General features: G+C 52.6%; 20 protein-coding genes and 1 riboswitch. Of the genes, 4 read left to right on the top strand and 16 right to left on the bottom strand.

The genetic code is table 11. The features are described 5' to 3' along the window. Window positions 1-546: 546 nt before the first annotated feature. From XYCOK13_RS00850 to XYCOK13_RS00840, 3 genes are all read right to left on the bottom strand, one after another. On the bottom strand, window positions 547-2,526 hold the full coding sequence (locus tag XYCOK13_RS00850) for a TRAP transporter permease (RefSeq protein ID WP_213410040.1): 1,980 nt from the start codon (window positions 2,524-2,526) through the stop codon (window positions 547-549). 158 nt (window positions 2,527-2,684) lie between these two features. Continuing rightward, the gene (locus tag XYCOK13_RS00845; RefSeq protein WP_213409952.1) at window positions 2,685-3,653 is read right to left on the bottom strand and encodes a TAXI family TRAP transporter solute-binding subunit; all 969 of its coding nucleotides are present in this window, start codon (window positions 3,651-3,653) and stop codon (window positions 2,685-2,687) included. A gap of 417 nt (window positions 3,654-4,070) precedes the next feature. Continuing rightward, the gene (locus XYCOK13_RS00840) at window positions 4,071-5,792 is read right to left on the bottom strand and encodes a methyl-accepting chemotaxis protein (protein ID WP_213409951.1); all 1,722 of its coding nucleotides are present in this window, start codon (window positions 5,790-5,792) and stop codon (window positions 4,071-4,073) included. 77 nt (window positions 5,793-5,869) lie between these two features. Next, window positions 5,870-5,954: riboswitch (cyclic di-GMP riboswitch) on the bottom strand. A 224-nt stretch (window positions 5,955-6,178) separates the two neighbouring features. On the opposite strand from XYCOK13_RS00840, the gene XYCOK13_RS00835 reads away from it, so the two are divergent. Next, the gene (locus XYCOK13_RS00835) at window positions 6,179-6,643 is read left to right on the top strand and encodes a hypothetical protein (protein ID WP_213409950.1); all 465 of its coding nucleotides are present in this window, start codon (window positions 6,179-6,181) and stop codon (window positions 6,641-6,643) included. Window positions 6,644-6,764: 121 nt separating this feature from the next. On the opposite strand, the gene XYCOK13_RS00830 is transcribed toward XYCOK13_RS00835, so the two are convergent. The 8 genes from XYCOK13_RS00830 to XYCOK13_RS00795 form a co-directional block, all read right to left on the bottom strand. Beyond that, the gene (locus tag XYCOK13_RS00830) at window positions 6,765-7,667 is read right to left on the bottom strand and encodes a carbohydrate ABC transporter permease (protein ID WP_244864918.1); all 903 of its coding nucleotides are present in this window, start codon (window positions 7,665-7,667) and stop codon (window positions 6,765-6,767) included. A gap of 16 nt (window positions 7,668-7,683) precedes the next feature. After that, complete coding sequence (locus tag XYCOK13_RS00825) at window positions 7,684-8,565, bottom strand: carbohydrate ABC transporter permease (RefSeq protein ID WP_213409949.1); 882 nt, start codon at window positions 8,563-8,565, stop codon at window positions 7,684-7,686. Between the two features lie 81 nt (window positions 8,566-8,646). Next, the gene (locus XYCOK13_RS00820; RefSeq protein ID WP_213409948.1) at window positions 8,647-9,981 is read right to left on the bottom strand and encodes an extracellular solute-binding protein; all 1,335 of its coding nucleotides are present in this window, start codon (window positions 9,979-9,981) and stop codon (window positions 8,647-8,649) included. 164 nt (window positions 9,982-10,145) lie between these two features. Next, window positions 10,146-10,937 (bottom strand): response regulator transcription factor, encoded by a 792-nt coding sequence (locus tag XYCOK13_RS00815; protein ID WP_213409947.1) that lies wholly within the window; start codon window positions 10,935-10,937, stop codon window positions 10,146-10,148. A gap of 9 nt (window positions 10,938-10,946) precedes the next feature. Continuing rightward, window positions 10,947-12,689, bottom strand: coding sequence for a cache domain-containing sensor histidine kinase (locus tag XYCOK13_RS00810; RefSeq protein WP_213409946.1), 1,743 nt, complete (start codon window positions 12,687-12,689; stop codon window positions 10,947-10,949). Window positions 12,690-12,909: 220 nt separating this feature from the next. Continuing rightward, entirely contained in the window at window positions 12,910-13,302 is a 393-nt protein-coding gene (locus XYCOK13_RS00805) for a hypothetical protein (RefSeq protein ID WP_213409945.1), read from the bottom strand. Between the two features lie 16 nt (window positions 13,303-13,318). Then, entirely contained in the window at window positions 13,319-13,762 is a 444-nt protein-coding gene (locus XYCOK13_RS00800) for a hypothetical protein (RefSeq protein WP_213409944.1), read from the bottom strand. Window positions 13,763-13,969: 207 nt separating this feature from the next. Then, a complete protein-coding gene (locus tag XYCOK13_RS00795) occupies window positions 13,970-15,433 on the bottom strand; it encodes an amidase family protein (RefSeq protein ID WP_213410038.1) in 1,464 nt (487 codons plus the stop codon). Between the two features lie 164 nt (window positions 15,434-15,597). Here XYCOK13_RS00795 and XYCOK13_RS00790 point away from each other — a divergent pair, with 164 nt between their 5' ends. Both XYCOK13_RS00790 and XYCOK13_RS00785 read left to right on the top strand, forming a co-directional pair. Further along, window positions 15,598-16,374: a sugar phosphate isomerase/epimerase family protein gene (locus tag XYCOK13_RS00790; protein WP_213409943.1), complete on the top strand. Its 777-nt coding sequence runs from the start codon at window positions 15,598-15,600 to the stop codon at window positions 16,372-16,374. Between the two features lie 909 nt (window positions 16,375-17,283). Next, window positions 17,284-18,294: a lytic polysaccharide monooxygenase gene (locus XYCOK13_RS00785; RefSeq protein ID WP_213409942.1), complete on the top strand. Its 1,011-nt coding sequence runs from the start codon at window positions 17,284-17,286 to the stop codon at window positions 18,292-18,294. 92 nt (window positions 18,295-18,386) lie between these two features. Here XYCOK13_RS00785 and XYCOK13_RS00780 read toward each other — a convergent pair whose 3' ends face one another. From XYCOK13_RS00780 to XYCOK13_RS22265, 5 genes are all read right to left on the bottom strand, one after another. Next, entirely contained in the window at window positions 18,387-19,832 is a 1,446-nt protein-coding gene (locus tag XYCOK13_RS00780; protein WP_213409941.1) for a HAMP domain-containing sensor histidine kinase, read from the bottom strand. Next, entirely contained in the window at window positions 19,813-20,499 is a 687-nt protein-coding gene (locus XYCOK13_RS00775) for a response regulator transcription factor (protein ID WP_213409940.1), read from the bottom strand. The genes XYCOK13_RS00780 and XYCOK13_RS00775 overlap by 20 nt, the downstream gene beginning before the upstream one ends. Window positions 20,500-20,558: 59 nt before the next feature. Next, window positions 20,559-22,091 carry a patatin-like phospholipase family protein gene (locus XYCOK13_RS00770; RefSeq protein WP_213409939.1) on the bottom strand — a complete coding sequence of 511 codons (1,533 nt, stop codon included), beginning with the start codon at window positions 22,089-22,091 and terminating at the stop codon, window positions 20,559-20,561. A gap of 76 nt (window positions 22,092-22,167) precedes the next feature. Continuing rightward, window positions 22,168-22,452 carry a cyclic nucleotide-binding domain-containing protein gene (locus tag XYCOK13_RS00765; RefSeq protein WP_213409938.1) on the bottom strand — a complete coding sequence of 95 codons (285 nt, stop codon included), beginning with the start codon at window positions 22,450-22,452 and terminating at the stop codon, window positions 22,168-22,170. A 246-nt stretch (window positions 22,453-22,698) separates the two neighbouring features. Then, window positions 22,699-23,052 (bottom strand): LytTR family DNA-binding domain-containing protein, encoded by a 354-nt coding sequence (locus tag XYCOK13_RS22265; RefSeq protein ID WP_213409937.1) that lies wholly within the window; start codon window positions 23,050-23,052, stop codon window positions 22,699-22,701. Between the two features lie 112 nt (window positions 23,053-23,164). Between XYCOK13_RS22265 and XYCOK13_RS00755 the strand changes: the two genes are divergently transcribed. Further along, window positions 23,165-23,374, top strand: a complete 210-nt coding sequence (locus XYCOK13_RS00755) for a helix-turn-helix domain-containing protein (protein WP_213409936.1) — start codon at window positions 23,165-23,167, stop codon at window positions 23,372-23,374. The last annotated feature ends 36 nt before the right edge of the window (window positions 23,375-23,410 follow it).

Here is a 23,410-nt window from a genome sequence, read left to right as displayed (position 1 = left end):
TGCAGCGCTCAATACCATAGATTAAATGAATTTTCTACCGGTGGTTGGAAGATGCAGGCGACAGAACGGGAAATCGTTTTCCCCATCTGGATACAATCTGGCATAGACAACATCCTGTCTTGGTATTATCCCTGCATATCATTCTCCGAGCACTCCGCACGTGCCACAACTCTCTCTCTTATTCAATTGCAGTGGCGTTTTATCCTTCTTCCTAACGGGGAAGAGCGAAACAGGGCCCCCGGCCGTCCCCATGGCGCGAACCGACTGACTGCCGCTCATCTCTTTAGCAGACGAGTTGCGTTGCCGCGTCCTGCCCATTCCCTCTATCATTCATCACATTCCCCCACCCTCTATAAGATTGCAGCATGAAAAACAAAGCGCTCCCCTTCCTACTCTTATTATAAAACTATTTAATCAAGTTGAAACATTGGGTCACAAGTTGAAAATATTTCGAATCGGGTTTGTGAAAATTAGATGAGGGCAAAAAAAGCGATCAGGCGGGGCATGATGCCCAAGGCCCGCAATTCCCCTGCCTGATCTCCGCGCCTACGCTCCCCTGGACGCTCCTTGGGCATGTACCTTCTGATGCGGACGCTTGGATTGAAGCAGCAGCACCGCCAGCAATGTCACAAGCCCAATCGCGCTGAAAGCCATGTTCGGGATGATCAACAAAATGCCTGCCGGGAACAGCACAAGTCTCTCCCAGGCATGTGCGGGCCGGATCAAAAAGCCGATGACAGCGCTGCTGATGCCCACCATGCCAATTATCGCGGTGAGGACAGCAAATGCGAGCCCTGCAGGACTATAGTCAATTAACAGCAGCTGCGGATTCGTCACAAAGACAAAAGGTACGATGTATGCAGCAGCAGCCAGCTTGAAGGCGGTTACCCCGCTTTGGAAAGGATTAGCTCTGGCCAGTCCTGCGCCTGCATAGGCCGCGAGACAGACGGGCGGCGTAATATCTGCGACGATCCCAAAATAAAAGACGAACATATGCGCAGCCAAAATCGGCACATCCAGGCCCAGTATCAAAGCCGGCGCCGCCATTGTAGCTGTCACTACGTAGTTGGCCGTTGTCGGCAGTCCCATCCCCAGGATGAGACACGCAATCATGGTGAAGAAGAGCGTGAAGAACAACTGGCCGCCGCCCAATGTAATAATGCCGTCGGCTATACGGCCGCCCAGCCCGGTCTGTACGACTACGCCGACGATGATGCCCGCGCAGGCGCATGCCGCAATAACCGGCAGCGCAACGCGCGCTCCCTGCTCCATCGCGCCAAGCACGCTCTTGAAGGACATGCGCGTATCCCGGCGAAACAGGCTGACGAGGAAGGATACGGCTATGCCCAACAGCGCGGCGCGCATCGGTGTCCGGCCGCTGAGCAAAGTATAGAAGATGACAAGAATGGGCAAGAGCAAGTAACCGCGCTCAATCAGCAGACGCCGCAAGTTCGGCAGCGCGCTCTTGGGCAGGCCGACGATGCCCCGTTTTCTCGATTCGAAGTGAACGCCGAGGAAGACGCCGCTGAAGTAAAGCATGGCCGGAATGATGGCAGCCAGCATAATTTGGCTGTAGGGCGTTTCCGTATACGTTGCCATGATAAAGGCGGCAGCGCCCATAATCGGCGGCATAATCTGTCCCCCCGTCGAAGCGGAGGCTTCGGCCGCTGCCGCGAACTCCGGCCGGTATCCGGCCTTCTTCATCATTGGAATCGTGAAGGAGCCTGATCCTACCGTATTGGCTACAGAACTGCCTGACACCATGCCCTGCATAGCGCTGGCAACAACAGCCGCCTTCCCTTGACCTCCGGTGAAGCGCCCCGTCAAGGCAAATGCCAAATCGTTGAAGAACGATCCGATGCCTGTCCGGATTAGCATGACCCCGAACAACAGGAACAAAAAGATGAAGGTCGAGGACACCTGAATCGGCGTACTGAATATTCCCTTTGTCGTCAAATACAGATCAGCTGCCAACTTGCTCCATTCAAATCCCCGGTGCGCGAACAGCTTCGTCGGAATCCAATTGCCATACATGGCGTAGAGCAGAGCGACAACCGAAACCACGACGATCGGAAGTCCTACGCTTCTTCGCGCTGCCTCCAGCACCAGCAGGACTCCCAAACTGGCGACGACATAATCCATCCGCGCGTACCCGATTACGATGGCTTCCGTCACCAGCCGCTCATAGAAGATGACGTTGTAATAGCCGACCGCCAAGGCGGCAAAAGCCAGCACTGCGTCGTACCACGGTACTGTGCGCTGCACCCTCTGCAGGCCTTTGCGAATCGGGTACAGAAGAAAAATCAGACCAAGCCCTGTCCCCAAGTGAATCGGCCCCTGGATTCTCGCCTCATAGGCGCCGCGGTACGCTGTGAACAGGTGGAACAACGTAAGCGAGATAGCGAGGAACGACACTACCCATACCCATTTCCCAAGCTGCTTGCGGTAGGTGCTTTCCCGGTCATACTTCTCCAGTATCTCATCGGCGGACACTGCATCGGATTTCACGGAGTGGGTGGGCGGCACATCCCCGGCAACCGACTGCCGCCTGGCTTGTTCGCGCTCGTTCAAGGGTCTCACCGCCTTCGCTAAGATTTAGTAAGGAGACAAGCTTTCCTATGGGTAAAAAAGGGCCGGGACACCAAGTGTCGAGGCCCTCGTTATATCCAGTTCGCCTTATCCGCCTAATCCATCAATCCGATTTCCTGATAATACTTCTGCGCGCCGGGATGAATCGGCAAGCCATTCGATCCGTTCAGCGCATTCTCTTGTGTCGTATGACTGGACTGCGGATGTGTATTATCCCCGTTATGCTCAATCATCACCCTTGCCAGTTCGTACGCCAAATCCTCATCCACTGTATCCGTATTGGCCACGAGTATCGCAAAGGCTGAAATCGTATGCGCATCGGCTTCCAGCCACTCATAGGAGCCAGCCGAAATGGCAAACCCGGAGTAACCGCTGTTGGCTTCTATATGTGCCAGCGCATCGCCCGTTACTTCCAGAAACTTCACATCCCGTGTTGCCGCCTGCAGCTCATCGATACCGGCGTCCGGCAACCCCAACAGGCCGAACGAAGCGTCGATCGTACCGTCCTGCAGCTTCGCTTTCGCATCGCCAAACCCTTCCTGATAGGCTACATAGTCTCCATCCTGCAGGCCGTATGCCTCCAGAATTAGCTTTGCGGCTGCTTGTGTGCCGCTGCCCGGCGGCCCGATGGCCACGCGCTTGCCTGCCAAATCGGCGATCGTCTCGACCCCTGTCGACTCCCTCGATACGATCTGCATGACTTCCGGATAAATATGACCGATGAACGCGAAATTCTCTACGGGATTTCCTTCGAATTCTCCTTTGCCTTCATAAGCATCGATAGCCGGCAAATTGACAGACATGCCGAGATCAAATTCCCCGCGGCTGATTTTCGCCAGGTTCTCAACAGAAGCACCCGACTCCGTTGAGGTTACGTTAATATGTTCGATCTGATTATTCCACACATTCGCCATCTCTGCACCCAACGGGAAATAGGTTCCCCCTTGGCTGCCCGTTCCCATAAGCAGATCCGTTGTGCCTGCCCCTGAACCGCAAGCCGCCAGCACAGCCACGCTTAAGACAAGGATAAATCCAGATACAATACGACGCTTCACTTGCAACATCCTCCTTATTCAGCATATTGAGGTTCCCAGCTTTCATCATTACAGGCATAGAATGATAGATAGTTAAATAGATTATCGCCCAAGGGAATTTATGTAAGCATTATACCATAAAGTCTGAATTATTTGAATCCTTTATGAATCGCTTGTACATTCTGCGACGTGTCAACGGGCGCCGCTTTTTACTCATATGTATGGCTCTGTGCAGTGAATATGCGAAAAAAAAAAACTGCTTCCCCTGTGAAATCAACATCCTGATGTTGAAACGGCGCCAAGTTTGCCTTCTATTATTTTTGCTTATAAATCGACTGTGCGATGCTCCATTCCACCTATCCCGCATACGTACCGTACCAGCAAAAAGGCTGTCCTGCCATGTCATCACTTGACCGGCGGGACAGCCTTGTTCATGCTCCTGCGAATTTATAGTTTGAACTTGCTGACCATCTGGTTCAATTCCTCTGCAAGCACAGCCAAATGCTCTGCATTGCTTGTAATTTCCTCCATCGAACTGTTCTGCTGCTGGGCCGAGGCAGAGGTCTGTTCGACGCCGGCCGCGCCCTCCTCCGATACGGAGGCAATTTCCTGGCTCGTCGTTCCGATTTTCTCGCCATGCCTGCTGATCGCTTTGAGTCCCATCGACACGCTGCCTATGCGCTCGACCATCTGATTGACGGCTTCCGTAATGCTGTCGAACGTTTCCTTGGTCGCGTTCATGGATTGCGTGCCTTCCTCTACCTCCTGGTATCCGCCCTGCAGCGACTCAACCATCACTTGAGTGTCCTTCTGAATGCCCGCGATAATGCCGGTCACTTCGTTAACAGAACGCTCAACCTGCTCGGACAGCTTCTTCACCTCAGACGCGACTACCGCGAAACCTCTGCCGTGTTCGCCTGCGCGGGCCGCCTCGATCGAAGCGTTGAGCGCTAGCAGGTTTGTCTGCGAAGCAATTTCCTGAATTACCTGCACCAGATTGGAAATATTGCCCGCGCTTTGTTCCAGATTCCGCATCTTGCCGAGCGCATCCTGGACAATGCCATTGATCGCCGTCATCTGCTTGGCCGTCTGTTCCATCTGAACCGTGCCATTCGTCGACTGGGCCAGAACGTTCGCCGATGCGTCATTCAGCGCGTCGCCATCCTGATTGGCCACAGCTACCTGCTCGTTCAATGTTTCAACCAGCTCGGCAATTTCGGTAGCGGAACGAGCCTGTATTTCAGTCCCGGAAGCGAGTTCCTGCATCGTAGTTGCGATTTGCTCGCTGCCTGCCTTGACCTCTCTCGCCATTTGCGTCAATTCCTCGCTCTGGCTGGAAACTGTCTGAGAGATGGATGAGATGCCCCTGACCATCTCGCGCAGGCTGCTGCTCATATAATTAATCGTCTTCGCCAATTGCCCGATCTCGTCCCGGCTTTCATAGCTGATATTCTTCACAGCAAGATTGCCGTTCGCGATTTCGCCGCCAATCTCTATGACTTCCTTAATATTGCGACTGATCAAGCGACTTACAAAATATGTAATGAACAAACTTAGAATCAAGGAAACGATAACGGCACCGATCAGCATATAGAGTGAAAACGCTGCCTGGGCATTGGCGTCCTCTACCGCCGCAATCTGCTCCGCCGAGACAATTTCGATAAGCTCTCCCAAAATGCTGACCGTTTCTGCGCGAAGCGACGCGGTCTCTCCCCGCAGCAGCTCTACTTCTATCATATTGCCGGCATTCAGTGCAGGCACCAGCTTCTCCAGAAACAGCTCGTTATACTTGCTGTCGCTTTCGATAACGCGTTCGAAAATTTCCAGAAACTCCGCCGATTCATCCAGACCAGCCCGAATCTCTTGCTCCAGCTGATTGAATCTCGCACTGCGCTCCTGAAACTCGGAAATCGGAACCGCGCTCCAAGTTTGAATGAAATCGGCAATCCGAATATCCTTGGCCCGGAACAGCGAACCCATTTCGCTCATCTTCAACGCTCGTTCTCCTGTTCTTTCCACCTCATTGATTTCTCTGCCGACATTGTTCAGCAGTATAGCAACCATCACAGTTGAGGCCACGAACAAGACGATCGTGATAGCGAGAGGAATGCCATACTTCTGGCTCAACGACATGTTTTTGAATCTGAACTTGCTTAACCATCCACCCATCCTTTTCATCTCTCCAGTCTTCTCCAAAGTTGTCCAATAGCGCAAAAAAACCGCCCGAATGCGGGCAGTCCTCTTGATCGTGCAGCTGGCTGGCTTTCCTTTAAGGAAGAAGCCCCTATAGCTTTGCGTCCTATTCTTTCGAATAGTTTGCCCTTGTCGCTATCGCTACTAGCATTATAGCAACTCTCATGACGATATTCTACAGGAAGCGACAATTATTACTAACTTCTTCCCCTGTAGAATTGTACAATCCTCCTCTTAATCAGGAATTGCTGCTAATATGCCATTCGGCGGCTCCCGATTGTTGCTAGAACGATAGGCAATATTTGTCTGGCCATGCTACTATACGAGTGAGGGGAATTCAATGAATGAAGGAGGGAATTGATATGAGCAAGAAATTTCGCGTAAGCGCTGTCATGATGCTGATTGTCGTTGCCCTATCGTTATCGCTTGGCGGCTCTGCCGCCCCTGCAACGTACGTGCATGGGATTTTCTCCGAGCGGGCCCTGTATGTGGTCGATGGTTTGACCGGAGATCAGTATCCGGTCAGAGGCAACGCTATTGCCAGTTGGACCGAGCATCCGCTTCAGTCTGGCAATCAAGCATTTTTCAATGCCATAGTCCACAACGCTGCCGGCGACCGTTACGAATTTAGGCTCGTGTCGCTGGGGAACACAACAAACGACTCGATCTACGGGAAATTTGATATTTACAAGAACTACAATCTCGTAGCGCAGGTGACAGGAACCGCCTACGGACTTTCCCTGCCGGTCGGCAACTACTACAAGTTCTATGACTCGCAGCAAAATTGGCATGTTTCCGGCTACATCACAGATCGCCTAGACTATTAATCGTACCGCGGCAGGGCTTCCCCTCAGCCCTGCCGTTCAGCCAACTGCGCGGCAGCGAAATCACAAAAAAAAAGCCATCCTCAAGCTACAATAACTTAAGGACAGCTTTCGTTGACGCCATCTAGCCTTTCACCGAGCCGGCCGCAATGCCTTCTACGATTCGATCACTCATAATGAGAAAGGCGAGCAGAATGGGCAGGATGCTGATCATCAGGGTTGCGCCGATCGCCCCCCAGTCTGTCGAATATTGTCCGACAAAGTTCTGCACCCCTACCGTCAATGTCTTCAGCGTATCCGAGCTGATAAACGTATTGACGAACACAAACTCATTCCAATTGTAAATCATGTTGATAATGGCCGCCGTAACCATCACCGAGGAGGTCATAGGCAATATAATGCGAATGAACATGCGATTGACCGAACAGCCGTCTACAATTGCGGCTTCCTCGATTTCCCGCGGCAAGGCGTAATAAAAGCCTAGCAATATCATAATCGTAATTGGCAGGTTGAACGCTGTGTAGGAAAGTATGATGCTCCATAGATTATCGATCAGCCCAAGAGCCTGAAACAAGATGAACAGCGGGATTAGGGTGGAATGCAGCGGAATCATCAGCCCTACCATGAACAAGCCAAGAACAAGCGGCTGCAGCTTCCAGCGCATGCGCGTGAGCGCAAAGGTCGCGAAGCTCGCCAGCAAAATGGTGAGGACGACAGACACGAGCGTTACGACGATGCTGTTCACAAAATACACATCGATATTCCCCGAAGTCCATACCTTCACATAGTTATTCCAGCGGATTTCCTCTGGCAGCGCCAGTGGCGGCAAATTGAAAATTTCCTGATTGTTCTTTAAGGAAAATAAGAGCAGCCATACGAGCGGGAACAGCTGCATAACGGCTGCAATTGTCAGCAAGAAATACAGGATCAGCTTCCCCGCGATGCCCTTCTTCGAGCCGCCGCCCGTCTGGCTGACGGGCTTTTGTGTTTGTCCGCGTTTGAGCGCCAGTCCATTCGTGCTTTTCACTTGATTTCACTCCTGATCATGAATACTGGATTTTCTCCTTTGAGGCGGTCAGCTTGCGAATGAGCCAGGTAGCTGCCAGACAGATGAGCAGCAAGAAAAATCCGACTGCGCTGCCGTAGCCGAAGTCAAAGGTGCGAAATGCTTTGTGATACATGTAGGAAGCCATGACTTCACTCGCCTGGTTCGGTCCGCCATCGGTCATAATATAGATCAAATCGAAATACTTCAACGAACCGACAACCGCCAATACCACCGTAACTTTGATCACTTCCGAAATTAACGGAATCTTGATGCGGAAAGCGATTTGCCAGGCATTCGCCCCATCGATTCTGGCCGCTTCCACGATGGACTGCGGAATATTCTTCAAGGCCGCATAATAGATCAAGATGTAAAATCCAGCGTATTGCCACAGGATAGGAATAAACAGTGCGCCAAGCACAAGATTGGGATCAGCCAGCCATGCCGGTGTCTTCGCTACACCCAGCGATTCCAGGAACGTGTTCAAGATACCGGATGTCGGATGATACACCTTCAACCACAGCTGTGCAATCGCCACAGAGGAGAGCAGCATGGGAATCAGGTAAATCTTGCGAAAGATATTGACTCCGCGAATGTTGCCGCTCAGCAAAACTGCCACCAATAAATAAGGCAGCAGACTGGCGGTCGACAAGATGGCAAAGTACATAGAATGCTTCGCGCTGTTCCAGAAGGATGAATCGCTCATCAGCTTCTGGTAATTGTCCAACCCGATAAACTTCATATCGCTGATGCCGTTCCATTCCATCAAACCGTAAATGCCGGTATAGACAATGGGCACGTATACAATCCCTAGAAGCAGGCATAAGGCCGGAAGGACATAAAGGGTGAGGACGAGCTTATTGGACATGACTTTATTCATACGGTGGGGTTCCTCCTTCCTTATAAGCGCAGGAAGGGCAGGACCTTTCGGCTGGCGACCCTGCCCTTTTCTTCCCTATGCTTATTTGCCTTCCTGCAGGACGTCCTCTTGCTGTTGAGCGAACTCTTCCGGCGTAACTGCCTTGCCGAGCAGCGCCTGAACCAGGTTGTAGTGCGCTTCCGCAGCTACCGGCTTCATCTGTACGTCCAGATAAAGCGTGACTTTATTGGCTACATTCAGCTCATTCAACAAGTCGATATACATTTGCGGCAGATCAATCGTCTCCGTGTCCACCTTCGTCGCCGGGATTACCCCTGCCTCGGTAACCGAAAGCTCTCCCCAACGCTTCACAAAGTGGCTGGCGAATTGCTTGGCCTCAGCCGGGTGGTCAGAATTTTCAGACACGAACAATCCTACGCCGGGACCGCCTACCCAGTCATCCACGCCGCCTTTTCCGCCTTCCAAGACCGGGAATTTGAAGAATCCTACGCTGTCTCTGAATTCTTGCGGAATTTCTTCGTTCGTCGTGTAATTCGGCACTTCCCAAGTACCCATCAAGAACATGGCTACATTGCCGTTCAGGAATTCTGTTTTGGACTCATCATTGGACAGTCCGTTGAAGCCCTTGATGAAGGCGTTCATATCTACCAATTCCTGAAGCTCGCGTCCGGCTTCGATCAAGTCAGGATGCGTGAACGTGTTCGAAGCGACTGCTTCATCAAGCAGCTCTGGCCCACCGAGTCTTTCCGCCAAATACATGTACCAGAACGATGCCGTCCATGCGTCCTTTGCACCAAGCGTAAATGGCGTCACATTGTTGTCATTCAAGGTTTGAATAATGTTTTTCAGATCCTCGTAAGTTTCCGGAACTTCCAGATTATATTGCTCGAAGATCGCCTTGTTGTAATAGAATGGCACAATGTTCAGCTCAACCGGCAAAGCGTACGTATTGCCATCGAACGAATATGCTTCTGTCGTGCCGCCAACGAACTGATCCTTCAGGTCGCCCTCAAGCAGTTCGTTCAGGTTCGCGAATTCATTTCCGTTCACGTACGGCTCCATAAAGCCCGCTGCCCAAGTGAAGCCGATATCCGGCAGGCTGTTCGATGCGGACAATACTTTGAGCTTGTTTTTGTACTGTTCATTGTCCAATACTTCAATTGTAATTTTGACATTGCCATTGGCTTGCTCAAACTCATCTACGATTTGGTTGACCAGATTATACTGGGCCAAGCTGCTTCCTTCCGGCCACAAATGCATCAGATGCAGTTCGACCTGTTCGCCGGACTGCTCTCCTCCCCCATTTTGCGGTGTCGCATTTCCGCCTGTTCCCGTGTTGGCGCTGCCGCCGCAAGCGGCCAAAATCCAGGCGAGGGATGCGAGCAGCATTAACACTGCCATTGACTTTCGGTTCATAGTGTACTTCCCCCTATGTTTGTCAGATTGAAGGCTGCCGCATGCACCGTTGCCCAATCGGACTCGAATGAATGCGCTTTCCTTCCACTATATTGTAGCGCTCGCAGCCGGTGGAAAATAAGCCCTCTCCGATTAGGTATCCTTCCACTATTTTTAGGTGCTGCTCAATCGGAACGGTCGGACATCCGCTTGCGGTACTGCCCCGGACTTTGCTTTTCATATTCCTTGAACAACTTATTGAAATACTTTGCTGTCTTGTACCCGACCCGCTCCGCAATTTCCACGATCGGCAGCTTCGTCTGCACAAGCAGCTCCTTCGCCCGCTGCAGCCTTCTGCGCGTGACATAATCGCTGAAGGTCAGCTGCATTTCTTCTTTGAACAGGACACTGAAGTAGCTCGGGTTCAAGTGCACATGTGTCGCCACTTCCTTAAGACCGAAAGCTTGATTCAAGTGCTGGTCGATATACCGGAGGGCTTCGGCAACGGAATCGCTTATTCGCCCTTGCTGCGCGTGCGCTTCATGCAGCACTGGATCGAGCAGCCGCTCCATCACGCCTACGCGGCTCCGCTGAGCCTGAATGGAAAGCGCATGCTCGACCGCCTCGATCAGCTTATCGTTGCTGACCGGCTTCAGCAAGTAGCGCACTACCCCCAGTCGAATCGCTTGCTGCGCATAAGCAAATTCTGCATAGCCGGATATCAGAATGACAGGGGGCATATAGGCTTGCAGCTTGTCTGCCATCGCCTGTACAAATTCCAGTCCGTTCATCTCCGGCATGCGAATATCCGTGACCACCAACTCCAATTCCAGCTCCTCCATCATCTGCAGAGCATCACGGGCATTGTCGGCAACATAAATCGGATACCGGCCCGCGCTCCAAACCTCCAGCGCCTTCCGCATGCCTTCCCGTGTCATCGGTTCATCCTCTACAAGCAGCACTGCTCTCTGTCTCATCGCGGCCTCCTATTTGCAAGGAATTCTGATCTGCACACTTGTTCCCTCTCCCTTGCTGCTGCTAATCCTTACACCGCCGGCATAATTGCTGCTGCCGGCATACAATTGAATGCGTCTCTCCACGTTGGCCAGTCCCATGCCTGTGCCTCTGGCAGAGGTATGACGCCCTTCGCGTATCGCTGCCGTTACGGCCTCCAGCGTCTGCTCATCCATACCGGCGCCATTGTCTGTGACTTCAATCAGCAGCTCTTGTTCCCGTTCGCGAAAATCCGCCGCCACCCGAATGCTGCCAGGTCCAAGCTTATCTTCAATGCCGTACACGATCGCATTCTCCACAATCGGTTGGATCAGCAGCTTCGGCATCATCCGGTGCGCATGCTCCTCCGGATAGGCAATCTGCCAATTGAGGCGATCGCCCAGCCGCAGCTTCATGATCTGCAGGTATCTTTCGATATGTGCAAGCTCTTCCTCCAGCGTCACCCACTCTTCCCGGTTATGCGAAGTGATCGTATACCGGTAATATTCGGAAATTGTGATGACGAACTCGGCCAGCCTTAGTTCACCCCGCTCCTGCAGAGATCGGTACAGCGCCTCCATCGTATTGAAGAGAAAATGCGGATTCACTTGTGCCTGAAGCGCTTTCAGCTCCATCCGGCTTTGAATGATTTCCTTCTCATAGACGAGCCGAATCAAATCGTTCATATCGCGGACCATCTCATTGTAGGAACGATTCAGTTCTTGCATTTCTATCGTTGAAGTGGTCTCTTCCACCGGCTTGAGTGCGCCTAGCCGCGCGCTTCGCATCGTCCGCTTCAACTGCAGAATCGGTTTGGTTATAGCCGTGGAGAGGAAGAACGAAAGCAGCGCATACAAGAGAAGACCGATGCCGGCCGCGATCAGGATCGCAGTGCGCAGCACAGATATGCCGCTCATAATCTCGCTGATCGGTGTCAAGATCAACAGGGTCCAGCCTGTAGCCTCCGAGGGCTGCCGAACAACCATATGGGTGACACCGTCAATTTCTACCGCATTTCCGGACGAATGAAGGATGCTGCGAACAGCCGACTGATCCAGTTCCGTATCGTTGACCGCTATCGCAACCCCCTCATCATCGACCAGCAGCATCCGTGAAGGGGTCTCGGTGCTGGAGGGGGAATGCTGCAGGTCGAAAAGCTCCCGCTGCAAATGCACGAGCAAAAAGCCGCCTGGCGCAAATTCCTGATCCATGAGCTTAACGAGGCGGATAGCCATAATCGAATCGGGATATTTCGGATCGAATCGGAACCAGATCAGGCTGCCCCTGCCCCTGATCGTCTGCTGAATCCACGCATCTTGAACTTTGTCCTGGATGTGATTGCCGTCAAGCGGATACAAGCGTCTTCCCTCGAAGCTGTACAGCTCGACCGCCTGCACGCCGCGTCCAAAGATCTGAACCGTATTGATAACAGGCGCAAGCCGCTGCCGATCCGAGAAGGACGCCATATTCCCGTTCGTCTCCTCCATTAGCAGCTGCTGAACATAGGCATTTGTCGCCACTTGCGTGGTAAGCGTATCGACCTGCTGCAGAATGCCCTCCAAGCGACCGTTGGCCTGAATGGCCGTCTGTTGAATATTTTTCTCGGCATTGTTTCTAAGCAGGGTGGATACCGAATGAAAGGTTGCCAGCGCAACTCCGCCCAGTACCACAATCATGACCAGCAGAAAGCCGAACAGCATCTGATTGCGCAGCGTATTATGTTTGGAAACGGGCATAGGGCATTCCTTCTCTTCATCTAGTAGATTAGTTTAATTTTTCATAATAGAGTTTATAGAATAATAGTAATTTTCTGAAGTCTAATTGGCAAGATGCATCCCTCAACTTGTCGTCGATGATTATTCAATAAAAAAGGCCACCCCTTTATCAGATGACCTTCCTGTACGCATATGAAATTGTCCTTACCAACGAGAATTCCCTGTAAATTCGATGAGCTTATTAAACGTTCCTCATCCACATTTCACTCCGATGCACACAATCGGCGTAGGTTTTGAGCAGGCCTGCGTAGTCCTGGGCCTGGCTTTCCAGGTCTGCATGCCGGGAGACATAGTCTCTGGGAGAACCGCCCGCACAAAGGGACAACAGCTTGGGCAAGTGCAGGCGCACGACCTCGCCGTTTGAAACATAATAGTCCTCTGGCAGCTGGCCTTCCTCGAGCTTGACAATCAGCACGAACACGCGCCGCTCCCGCATCTCGCATTCGATCTCGATCGCAACCGTATCCCCGATGTAAGTCATGGTCTCCACTCCTGCATAACGAGCAATACTGGGCCCTTCCATGCCCCACTCGTTGACCAGAAACAGAAAATGGTCTCTCCACTCCTTAAACATGTGTACACCCATCACCTCACCAGCAATCCATGCCAAGCACGCCACCGCTTCTCTTCCCCATTCTTATAAATACTTTACTATACTTCTCGTAGCCCTCCAACTGCTTGCGTTCTATATTGTAAAAAGGGCTTGGATCCGCCCCGGCTTCTCTTCTTGCAAAATCCGGACCAATGTCAATGAATTCCCTGCCCTGCCGCTTCATCTTCAAAATCCACTGACGGTTTCTGCGCAGCGCAGTATCCAGGTCGAACGGCTCCAGCTTCCTCGGCCGATACGTATAGCCCCCCACTTTGTTCGCATAATGCTTGACGCGCCTCATATTTTCACCGATAACGACCGGCATCTTCACCATAACAGGAGTATTCGCCGCACCGCCATCACTATGTTTATTCGCAGCTTCAGGGAAATAGTCCATCGTGGTGACTAAGAATTGTACCGACTGCAAACGGTCTGTGTACATACCTCGTCTCCCCTTTCAAGAGCAGTCCCTATATGCGTGAAAGGCCTTACACTTTTCCTTAGTACATGATATTCATGCTTTTTCAAAATATTGTTCATTTTTTTCTGACATTTCCACACAAAATAAGCCTCGTGCGCGTGCACGAGACTGTTTCATCCCTTTCTGGAGAACTGTCGTTCTTTACAGCCTTATTCGGATAACATTAAGCTACAACTTGGGTGGTCGGCGCAATCTGGATGCCTGCTCATATGCATAACCCAGTTGAATGAGCTTCGCCTCGCTAAATGCGCCTGCAGTCAGCGTGATGCCGAACGGCCTGCCACCCGCGCGAAAGCCCGCAGGCAGTGCAATCGTCGGATATCCAGCTTTGGCGCTGATCGTACATCCTTTGTATGCCGGGAACAATATCGCATCCAGTCGATACGTCTTGAGCGCATAATCGACCCCCTCGTCCTGTGCATAGTAGAGGTCTTCCATCCTTGCACGTAGATATGTTGGATCGGTCAGCGTATTCGCATAGCGCTGCTTCTCCTCCAGCTGATCCTGGCCGTATTTGAGCGCTGTTTCCGCATGCTGTTGATTGTAGGCAATCAGGTCCGCAATCGAGTGAACCGGATAATGAGCAGGCAGTCGCGCCAAATAGTTATCGAGACTATGCTTGATTTCGTGCGGCATTACCGCCCAATTCCAATCACGTTCACAAGCAGGAATCTCGATATTGTCCACAATCTCTGCGCCTGCACCGCGCATCGTGTGAATCGCTTGATCGTAGAGAGCGGCATCGTACTCAACGGATTGCTCCTCGTCCTCTATTCGCCATACGCCGATTCGCGCCCCTTTCAAACCGTCAGGATCGAGACCCTTCGTATAATCTTGCTTCGCCATGCCTTCGCTTTTATAGGTCGCCGCATCTTGTGGATCAATTCCTGTCATAGCTCCAAGCAAGATAGCAGCGTCCTTCACCGTTCTCGCAAGCGGCCCGGCTGTATCTTGGGTATACGTCAACGGAATGATCCCATTACGGCTAATCAGTCCTGTTGTAGGCTTAATACCAACAACGGCATTATTCACGGCTGGACTAAGAATGGAGCCAATCGTTTCGGTCCCTACGGCTACCATCGTCAAATTGGCAGCAACCGCCACTGCCGATCCCGAGCTCGAACCTCCGACAAACCAATCGCGTCCGGGCCCGTATGGATGATCGGTCTGCCCGCCCCTGGCGCTATACCCCGCCCACATGCTTGATGACATACCGTTAGCGAGCTCCGTCATATTGGTTTTACCCAATATAACAGCCCCGGCTTCCCGCAGCTTGCTCACGAGGAAAGCATCCTGATCGGCCAGATGCTGGGCCAACGCCAAAGTGCCGGCACTCGTATGCATATGGTCTCGCGTCTCTATATTGTCCTTCAACACAACGGGAACGCCATGGAGCGGTCCTCTTGCTCCCCTTTTCGCACGTTCATGATCCAGCCCTTCCGCAATAAAGATCGCATCCGGATTTACTTCCAACATCGACTTCAGACATGGACCGGCCTGGTCATATGCGGCAATCCGCGATAGATAATACATCGTCAATTGCTTGGCCGTCATGTCACCTGCATCCATCGCAGCTTGGATTTCCTGAATGGTCAGTTCTTCTTTGAATAAGGATTGGAACGGTATGCTCAACATCATCACCTCATCGCAATACTTCGCCGCACCTCCATACATTCCTCTATTTACCTTAGATTCAACTCACTCCCTGTTCCATTCACGAAACCTACCGCTCTGCCTCCCCCTATGCTATGATAGCCGTATAACAAGGGCTTGCCCCGCACATCAAGGAGGACAATATGACAGCCTATTCCATCGGATCGTGGTCTTTTCATGCACTATTTGAAGCAGGGAAGATGAACGTGTTCGGCTATCTCGAGAGCATCAAATACCGCTACCGCCTGCAGCATGCGGATATCTGGAACGGTATGTTGGCTTCTACCGAACCGGCATACATTGCCAGCATTCATGAAACATTGAAGGAAGAAGAGTTGGTTGTAGCCAACCTTGCCGTAGACGGAGCCGATATCTGGCACGATGACCCTGGGGTTCGCGAGCACAATGCGCAAAAAGCCCGCGCCTATCTGGAAATCGCTCGCAAGTGGGGCGTCCAAGCGCTTCGAATTGACCTTGGCATCCACGACAAAACGATGACTGAGGAACAATTTGAATGTTGCGTCAAGCGCTACCAGGAATATGCGCAGTTCGCTGCCGATCACGGGTTTCGGGTAGGTCCGCAGACACATCAGCTGGCCGCGCAAGTTCCGTCGAATCTGAAGCGTCTGGCCGAAGCTGTATCCTCCCCCGCATTCGGCATTGTGCTGAATGTGAACCGCTGGGAAGCAGAGCATGACAAGGGGGATGAGATCGCAGCCCCGATCACAATGCATGCCCAGCTGGACCGCGCATTCGTGGATTTCACAGGACCTGAGCTCGTTCAGAAGATCGAGCTGCTTCAACAAGCCGGCTATCAGGGATGCTGGTCCCTCGAGTTTCGCGGCGGCAAGGACGAATATATCGAAACCGCGCACGACCTGCTTACGATTCAGCGTGCGGTTCGTACGGCGGCGAACTAGTCTTCACAAAAAGCGGCAGTTCATTGCAACTGCCGCTTTTCTAATAGGTTCACCCGCATCTAGCTGCTTCCGCTGCTGTATCTGGATAATACGTATACGACTTCGATAATGGAGCAACTTCAATAATTGCCATGCTTCCCCTCCCTGCCCAACATTGAGTTGTTGGAACAATCAGATAGTCCAGTTGTGCGCATGATGATCCCCGTTCCAGCTGCCGACATCCACCCTATTCATTTTCTACTGGCAATGCTATCATACAGAACCTTTTGTTTCCTAGTTCAGCTGCAAGGAATGCATTCATCCTGATGACCGATTCGTTCCATGCCAGCGGCCCTCTCATTGCACCGGGTGACAGAGACTGTCGGAATGAGGAGAGACAGGTCATATCCTGTATAATCCCGCCATCCAAGTCACTGGCATGGGAAAGGAATAGTCCTTGCGCATGTAAGACAGGATGAGCCTTATGTTGCAGGCGTCTAGAAAATGCTGTCGAACGAATGAGTCGAAGGGATTATTTTACATTTGGAACTTCTCTAGCTCCGTCCGATTGTGTTACATTAATGATAGGGTGTGACGGGCGACACACTGGTTTTTCATCGCAATGAAGCGATTAGCCTCCTCGACTTTTACTTCCGATTGCCATTGTCCTCCATGGTTCCGCCCTTTTCCTGCAGCCATCAATTCCTGAAACAGCTCATTGGCCTGCTTCTCTGGCCCTTTAACCATTGCGGGCAATAGCTGCCCATCAGGATTGATGATAGAAGTCAGCCAAGATCTCGCTTATCGTTCATCAGAAAGGAGTGGTCACGTTCCAAAAACCATTATGAAAGCGCTCACTTCGGCATATATCCGAGATGCTGCGCTGCCAGACAAGCTTACCTACCCCAAAAAACAAAGGAGGAAAATGAAATGACAGCTTTATTCGCTAAGGAAAGGAAATTGTCCAAAACGAACATGTTGGTAGCGGCAGCCGGGATTGCCTTGCTGCTGTTTGCATGCTCCCTTCTGTTCGCAAACTCTGCAGACGCTCACGGATATGTTCAAAACAGCCGTGCCCATTTGTGTCAGCTAGGGATTAACACCAACTGTGGTCAAGTACAGTACGAGCCATTTAGCGTAGAGGGACGCGGGGACTTCCCGGAAATCGGCGTGCCTGACGGTCGAATTGCAAGTGCGAACGGCGGAACAGGTGCCGCTCCTTTCTACGAGCTGGACGTGCAGACGGCAACACGCTGGTCCAAGATTAATCTGCAGGGCGGTCCGCATACGTTCCGTTGGGTCATTCAAGCCAACCACGCCACGAACAACTGGAAGTACTACATTACCAAAAAAGGCTGGAATCCCAATGAGCCGCTGGCGCGCGCCAATCTTGAACTGTTCTGCGAGTACAGAGACCATGGCGCCAACCCGCCGCTTGATTACTCCAGCGACTGTTTTATCCCGAACGACCGGGAAGGCTATCATGTCATTGTAGCGGTGTGGGATATCTTCGATACGCAAAACGCGTTCTACCAAGCGATTGATGTGAACCTGTCCATTAACCCGTCCGCGCCAACAACTCCGCCTCCGGGACATCCGGGCGACCCGAATCGCTTCGGTGAAATCGAGGAGTGGGTATCCATCAGACCTTACCAAGCTGGTGAAATTGTCCGCTATAACGGCGCAGTTTGGGAAGCCGTCTATTACTCCAGAGGAGTAGTGCCGGGCACCAACAATGCTTGGAGACTGGTTGACGGTTCTCCGAACAACCCGAATCCGGGTCCTAACCCTGGACAGTATCCAGCCTGGAACCCGAACACGGTGTATACCAATGAAATTGTGTCGCACAACGGGCAATTGTGGCAAGCCCAGTGGTGGACGCAAGGGCAAGAACCAGGCACAACAGGCCAGTGGGGACCGTGGAGACTGGTTACCAATTAGCCATCATAATGGAGGAGGGACGCCTGTCCCTCCTCTCCTTTTTATTCGGGGTGTTTAATAGACCGTGTGGGGAAATCTGGTGGATATATAATCTATGGGCGATTGCTTGCATGGCCAGGCAGGGTCAACGTGAAGATCGTACTGCCCGGGCGGCTGCTTGAGAGAACAATTTCCCCTTCTAAGGATCGCGCAATCAAACGACTGAACGGCAGACCCAATCCCAGTCCGCGTACACGCGTCAACTTGTCCTGTCCCCGGTAGAACGGCTCGAACACGTCACTCTGTTCCGCCTCGGGTATTCCTCTCCCCGTGTCCTCAACCTGTATCAGATAGGCCCCGGATGTTGCGGCAAGCCGGATGCAGATTGTGCCGCCCGGATTCAATGCGGCCTGCGCGTTGTTCAGCAGATTGACCATGATCTGCTCCACACGAGCCGGATCCGTAACAGCTCTCCAGTCCGAAACCGCACGCGCTGTATGGACAGTGATTGCCGCCGCTGAATCTTCCTGGGCAATTCTCCACTTCTCAACCACTTCCATTAACAGCTTTTGCAGATCAACCGGCTCCTTGGCTACGGTGACGGCTCCCGCCGCAAAGCTGTTGAAATCCAGCAGGTCTTCGACCATTTTTTGCAGGCGATTGCTCTCCTTCAAGCACCTGTCCAGGAATACGGCGGCCTCTTCCCCTTCGACAATGCCATCTTTCACTGCCTGTACGAGCCCGCTCACAGACGTGATCGGGGTTTTCAGCTCATGCGTCACTCCTGCAAGCAATTGCGTGCGCAGCGACTCCAGCTTCTGCAGCCGGTCAGCCATTTCCTTGAAGGAGGATACCAATTCGTGCACTTCCTTCTCCCGATAATCCTTGCTTAGCTGTATGCGGTAGTCCCCGGCCACGACTTGCCGCGCAGCGCCTGCCACTTCGCGAATCGGCTTGACCAGCCGGCGCGTCAGCATATAGATGATGCCCCAGCCGCTGAGCGCGAGCGTCAGGAGCAGGGTCAGCCGCGGAAGCTGAAATTGCAGCACGCCTTTCACCGTTTCAACCTGTGGCATCATGTACAGCGCATATCCAGCCTCCTCTCCATCGACAAGAATCGGATGCGAGGCCACCAGGAAGGATGGACGATCCTGAAGCGCTTCAAGCCGGATGATTGTCGTCTTGGCTGTCAGGAGTTCGTGCATGCGTGGTGCAAGCTGAGCCGCTTCTTTCGGCGGGGACGAGGGAAATTGCTGAACGGGCCTGCCGTTCCTGCCCACTATGAACATGACAGGTCTGTCGCCCAACCCGAATTGATAGGCGAGATCATCCAGAAAGCGCATCAGGTCCAATTCGTCGGGCAAGCGGCCGCCATGCTCGGCAGCCGTCTGGCTGATCGCGCGAACCATCTTCTCCATTCCGGCGTGTTGGCGGATTTGCCCTTCCTTATGTACAGAATACAACAATACTGTGCTGATTATGGTCATGCTGAGGAGCAGAATGGCAATATAGCGGACGGTCCAATAATAGAGCAAGGACTTACGACTTCGTCCGGACATGGAACTTATACCCCCATCCGCGCAGTGTGACCAGTTCTCCTTCGTGCTTGGGCCAAGCAGCCAGCGATTGGCGAATCCGCTTGACGGCCAGGTCAACGGCGCGGTCGCTGCCGCCGTAATCCGCTCCCCATACGCAGCGAATCAGCTGCTCCCGTTCGAAGGACTGATTCGGATGGATTGCCAGGAACAGCAGCAGCGACAAGTCTCGCGGTGTCAGCCTGACAGGCTGTCCGTTCAAATACACCTCGCGCGACGCATAGTTGATCCTGAGACTGCCGAATATCGCCATATCCTCTGTCACCACCTGCAGCTGCCTGCGCAGCACGGCCTGAACTCGGGCAACCACCTCTTCCCCTATAAACGGCTTGACCAAATAATCGTCCGCTCCGCCTCTAAGTCCCTCCAGGCGGTACGGGATGTCCCCGAGCGCCGTCAGCATGATGACCGGACAAGCGCTGCGTTCGCGGATCTGCTTCAGAATGGACCAGCCGTCCCTTCCCGGCAGCATGACGTCAAGCAGCACTAGCGATGGATTCCTCTGTACGAATTTCTCCATCGCTTGCTCCCCATCGAATGCCTGCTCCACTTCGTAGCCGGCTTTCGCCAAATATGCCTTCAGCACCATCGAGATGCCTGTATCATCTTCCACAACCAGAATCTTCTTCAAGGCCCATACCCCCGTTCGCTTGATTCCATCAAGCCGAAGCAAATGAGAATGCTGTAGCCTCATTCGACAATTGGAGCCGAAATTCCTTGCTCATGCACCATCAACGTGTCCACTTTCTTCCGAATCAACGCTACTGCCGGACGCGCAGCCTTCTCGCCCTCCCGAATGTAGACAGGCGACGCCTTGAACGACAGCTGCGATTCCAGCTTGGGCTGGAGGACAACATCGGCCAGCTGGAGCTCTTCCTGCACGATTTTTTCGCTCATAATCTCAATCGTATGCAGAATCGAAGAGATGAAATGCTTGGGCGCTTTTCTTGTATAGACGGGAGAGCTGAGATCTACCGCTATGACGATATCGGCTCCCATGCTCTTGGCAAGCGCGACAGGCACCGGGTGAACCACCGCCCCATCCACCAGCATCCGGTTCTGGTAACTCACCGGCTTCATAATGCCGGGAATCGCCGTCGATGCGCATATCGCATGGGACACTCTTCCTTTGTTCAGAATATAAGCTTCGCCACTGACGGCATCCGAGGCCATTGCCGCGAAGGGAATGGCGAGGTCCTCGAAGTCGACCGGGCCGATATACTTCTCAACAAAACGCGCCATCGGGCTATTGTTGACGATAGCCTTCGGCGGAATGGCGGCTTGCACAAGCTGTCTCCAGCGGACCGTAGGCAGCACCCGCTCAAATGCGGAAATCGGTTGTCCCCCCGCATAGAGCGCGCCGATAAACGCCCCGACACTGGTGCCGGCGATGAGGTCTATCGGAATTTTCTCCTCCTCCAGCACCTTCAGCACGCCGACATGCGCGGCGCCCCTTGCCGAGCCGCTGCCAAGAGCCAGTCCAATCTTCGGCCTGGTTCCGGGCTTGCGCATGCTCCCGAAACGCAAATGCGCGATTCGGATGATGCTGCCTCTGCTGAGCACAAGCGCGTCCTCTACAACTCGCTTCAACTCTTGAATGTTGCCGCCGAGGTAGGGAAATGCGCAAATCATGTTCATCGCCTCTTGGGAGATCGCTTCCGACGGATGGAGCACACCGGCTTCCGACAGAAAAAAAGCCACAAGCTCCGGGATATCCTCAGCACGCTCTCGAAGCGGAAGCAGGTCCAGCCTATGAACCTTGGCAACAGGCGGCATGCTACGTGCCGTTAAGATCAAGCGCATGCCGTGCCGCGACTGGATCAAGCGATGAAGCAGATCAGCCGGCAGCAAATCCGCTTGTTCCAGAATAAGCGTACCGCCTTGGGCCGCCCGCGCCTTCAATAGCCATTCCTCCTGGTTAAAGCTGGCCCCGTCAATACTCAATAGGGGATGCCCTGCACCGCTGGATTGATGGTGAATTTCGCATGCGGCATGGAACTTGCCGACGCCCTTCTCCCCTATGATGCACACGATTTCGTCCCTACGGGCCCAATCCGCTATGCGCTTGCGAAGCTCATGCATAAATGCGCTGCTTCCCACCATCTTGCCGTAACGAGTCTGGCGTTCCAGCTCCAGCTGCCTCGTCACAGCGAAGCTCCGCGTATATTCCTCCGCCACCCGCTCGTTAGACTCCCCGATTCGCGCGACCATCGCTTCGATCATATGCCTCCGGAACGTAGGGCTCTTGTCCATCAGCCGAAGAATGCCTTCGCGAGGCATCGCCAAAGTCCGAACAGGTTCAATCGCTTGAACCGTCGCACTGACCGCCCCCCCCTGTCAAACAGGACATCTCGCCGACGAATTGCCCCGGCCCCAGGATGGCTACGCTCACTTTCGTCTCCTGCTCTAGATAAACCTCCACCGTTCCGGAGAGGAGAATGTGAAAGCTGTCTCCATGCTGGCCTTGCCGTAAAATAACCGCATCAATCGGATACTCCCGTTCGCGCAGATAAATTTGGATATCTAAGAAATCCTCATGCGATAATTCACCGATCATCGGGTAGTCGCGATAATTGTCGAGCACAGTCACTGCCTCCCCTGATCACTTCCCTTCATCTTATTCGACGAATGTGTCAGGAAGATGTCAATCAGATGCCGGGTATTCTCATTGCCGGAAACCATTATGAAGCCTCTGGAAATAGATTAAAAAGGCCCAAACGCATTCAGGGAATCGAACTCTAAATCTGATCAACTTTTCAGCAACCATTTGAAGACCGGAACACGCAAACTCGCGAAGTTTCGATCTTCTTCCATACCTGAAATCGATAGGCTAAGTCGTATTTTCGCTTGTGAGGAGAAGGTGAGGATTCCTCCTAAGCTTCATGATTTGGGATTGCGCAACGGGAACTTTGTAAGGTTGCTCTGAATGGCGCAGCTTCACCAAGTCATAGCAATCATCGTATCCAATGACGTGATTCAGATTGATCAGATTGCCCCGATCGACTTGTACAAATAATTCATCCGATAGGAATAACTCACTCCATTCGCTAAATGTCCGAAGCGGAAAAACCGACTTTTCCGCTGTGTGAAATAATAGCTTGCCACTCCCCGCCGATTGAATATGGATGATATCCTTCAGGTGGACCCATTCGATTTTTCCTTGTCGCTGTACTGGAACTTGCATATTTCCCCCTCGTCTTGCACAACCTTATTTCGATACGCATATGCGTACCACTCATTTCACTATTCTATGGTACGTTTTGGCGTAAAGTCAATATGCAAACGGGGGAGCCAGAATGACCAGAACAGTCGTTGTCAAAATAGCCGAGTTGGCCAAGAAACGCGGAATCTCGATTCGGGAGCTATCCCGCTTGGCAGACGTGCGCCATGCCGCCTTAAGCGAATTGTCCAACGGCAAACGAACCAGCATTCACTTTGCCCATATCGAACGAATCGCCGAGGCACTGGACATCGAGGATATTCGGGAGATTATTGATTTTAAGTAAAGTTTGAGAGTGTTTGGTTTATTAATGAAGATAGTT

The organism is Xylanibacillus composti (assembly GCF_018403685.1).
Classification (GTDB): domain Bacteria; phylum Bacillota; class Bacilli; order Paenibacillales; family K13; genus Xylanibacillus; species Xylanibacillus composti.
This window is presented reverse-complemented; position numbering and strand designations above follow the sequence as displayed.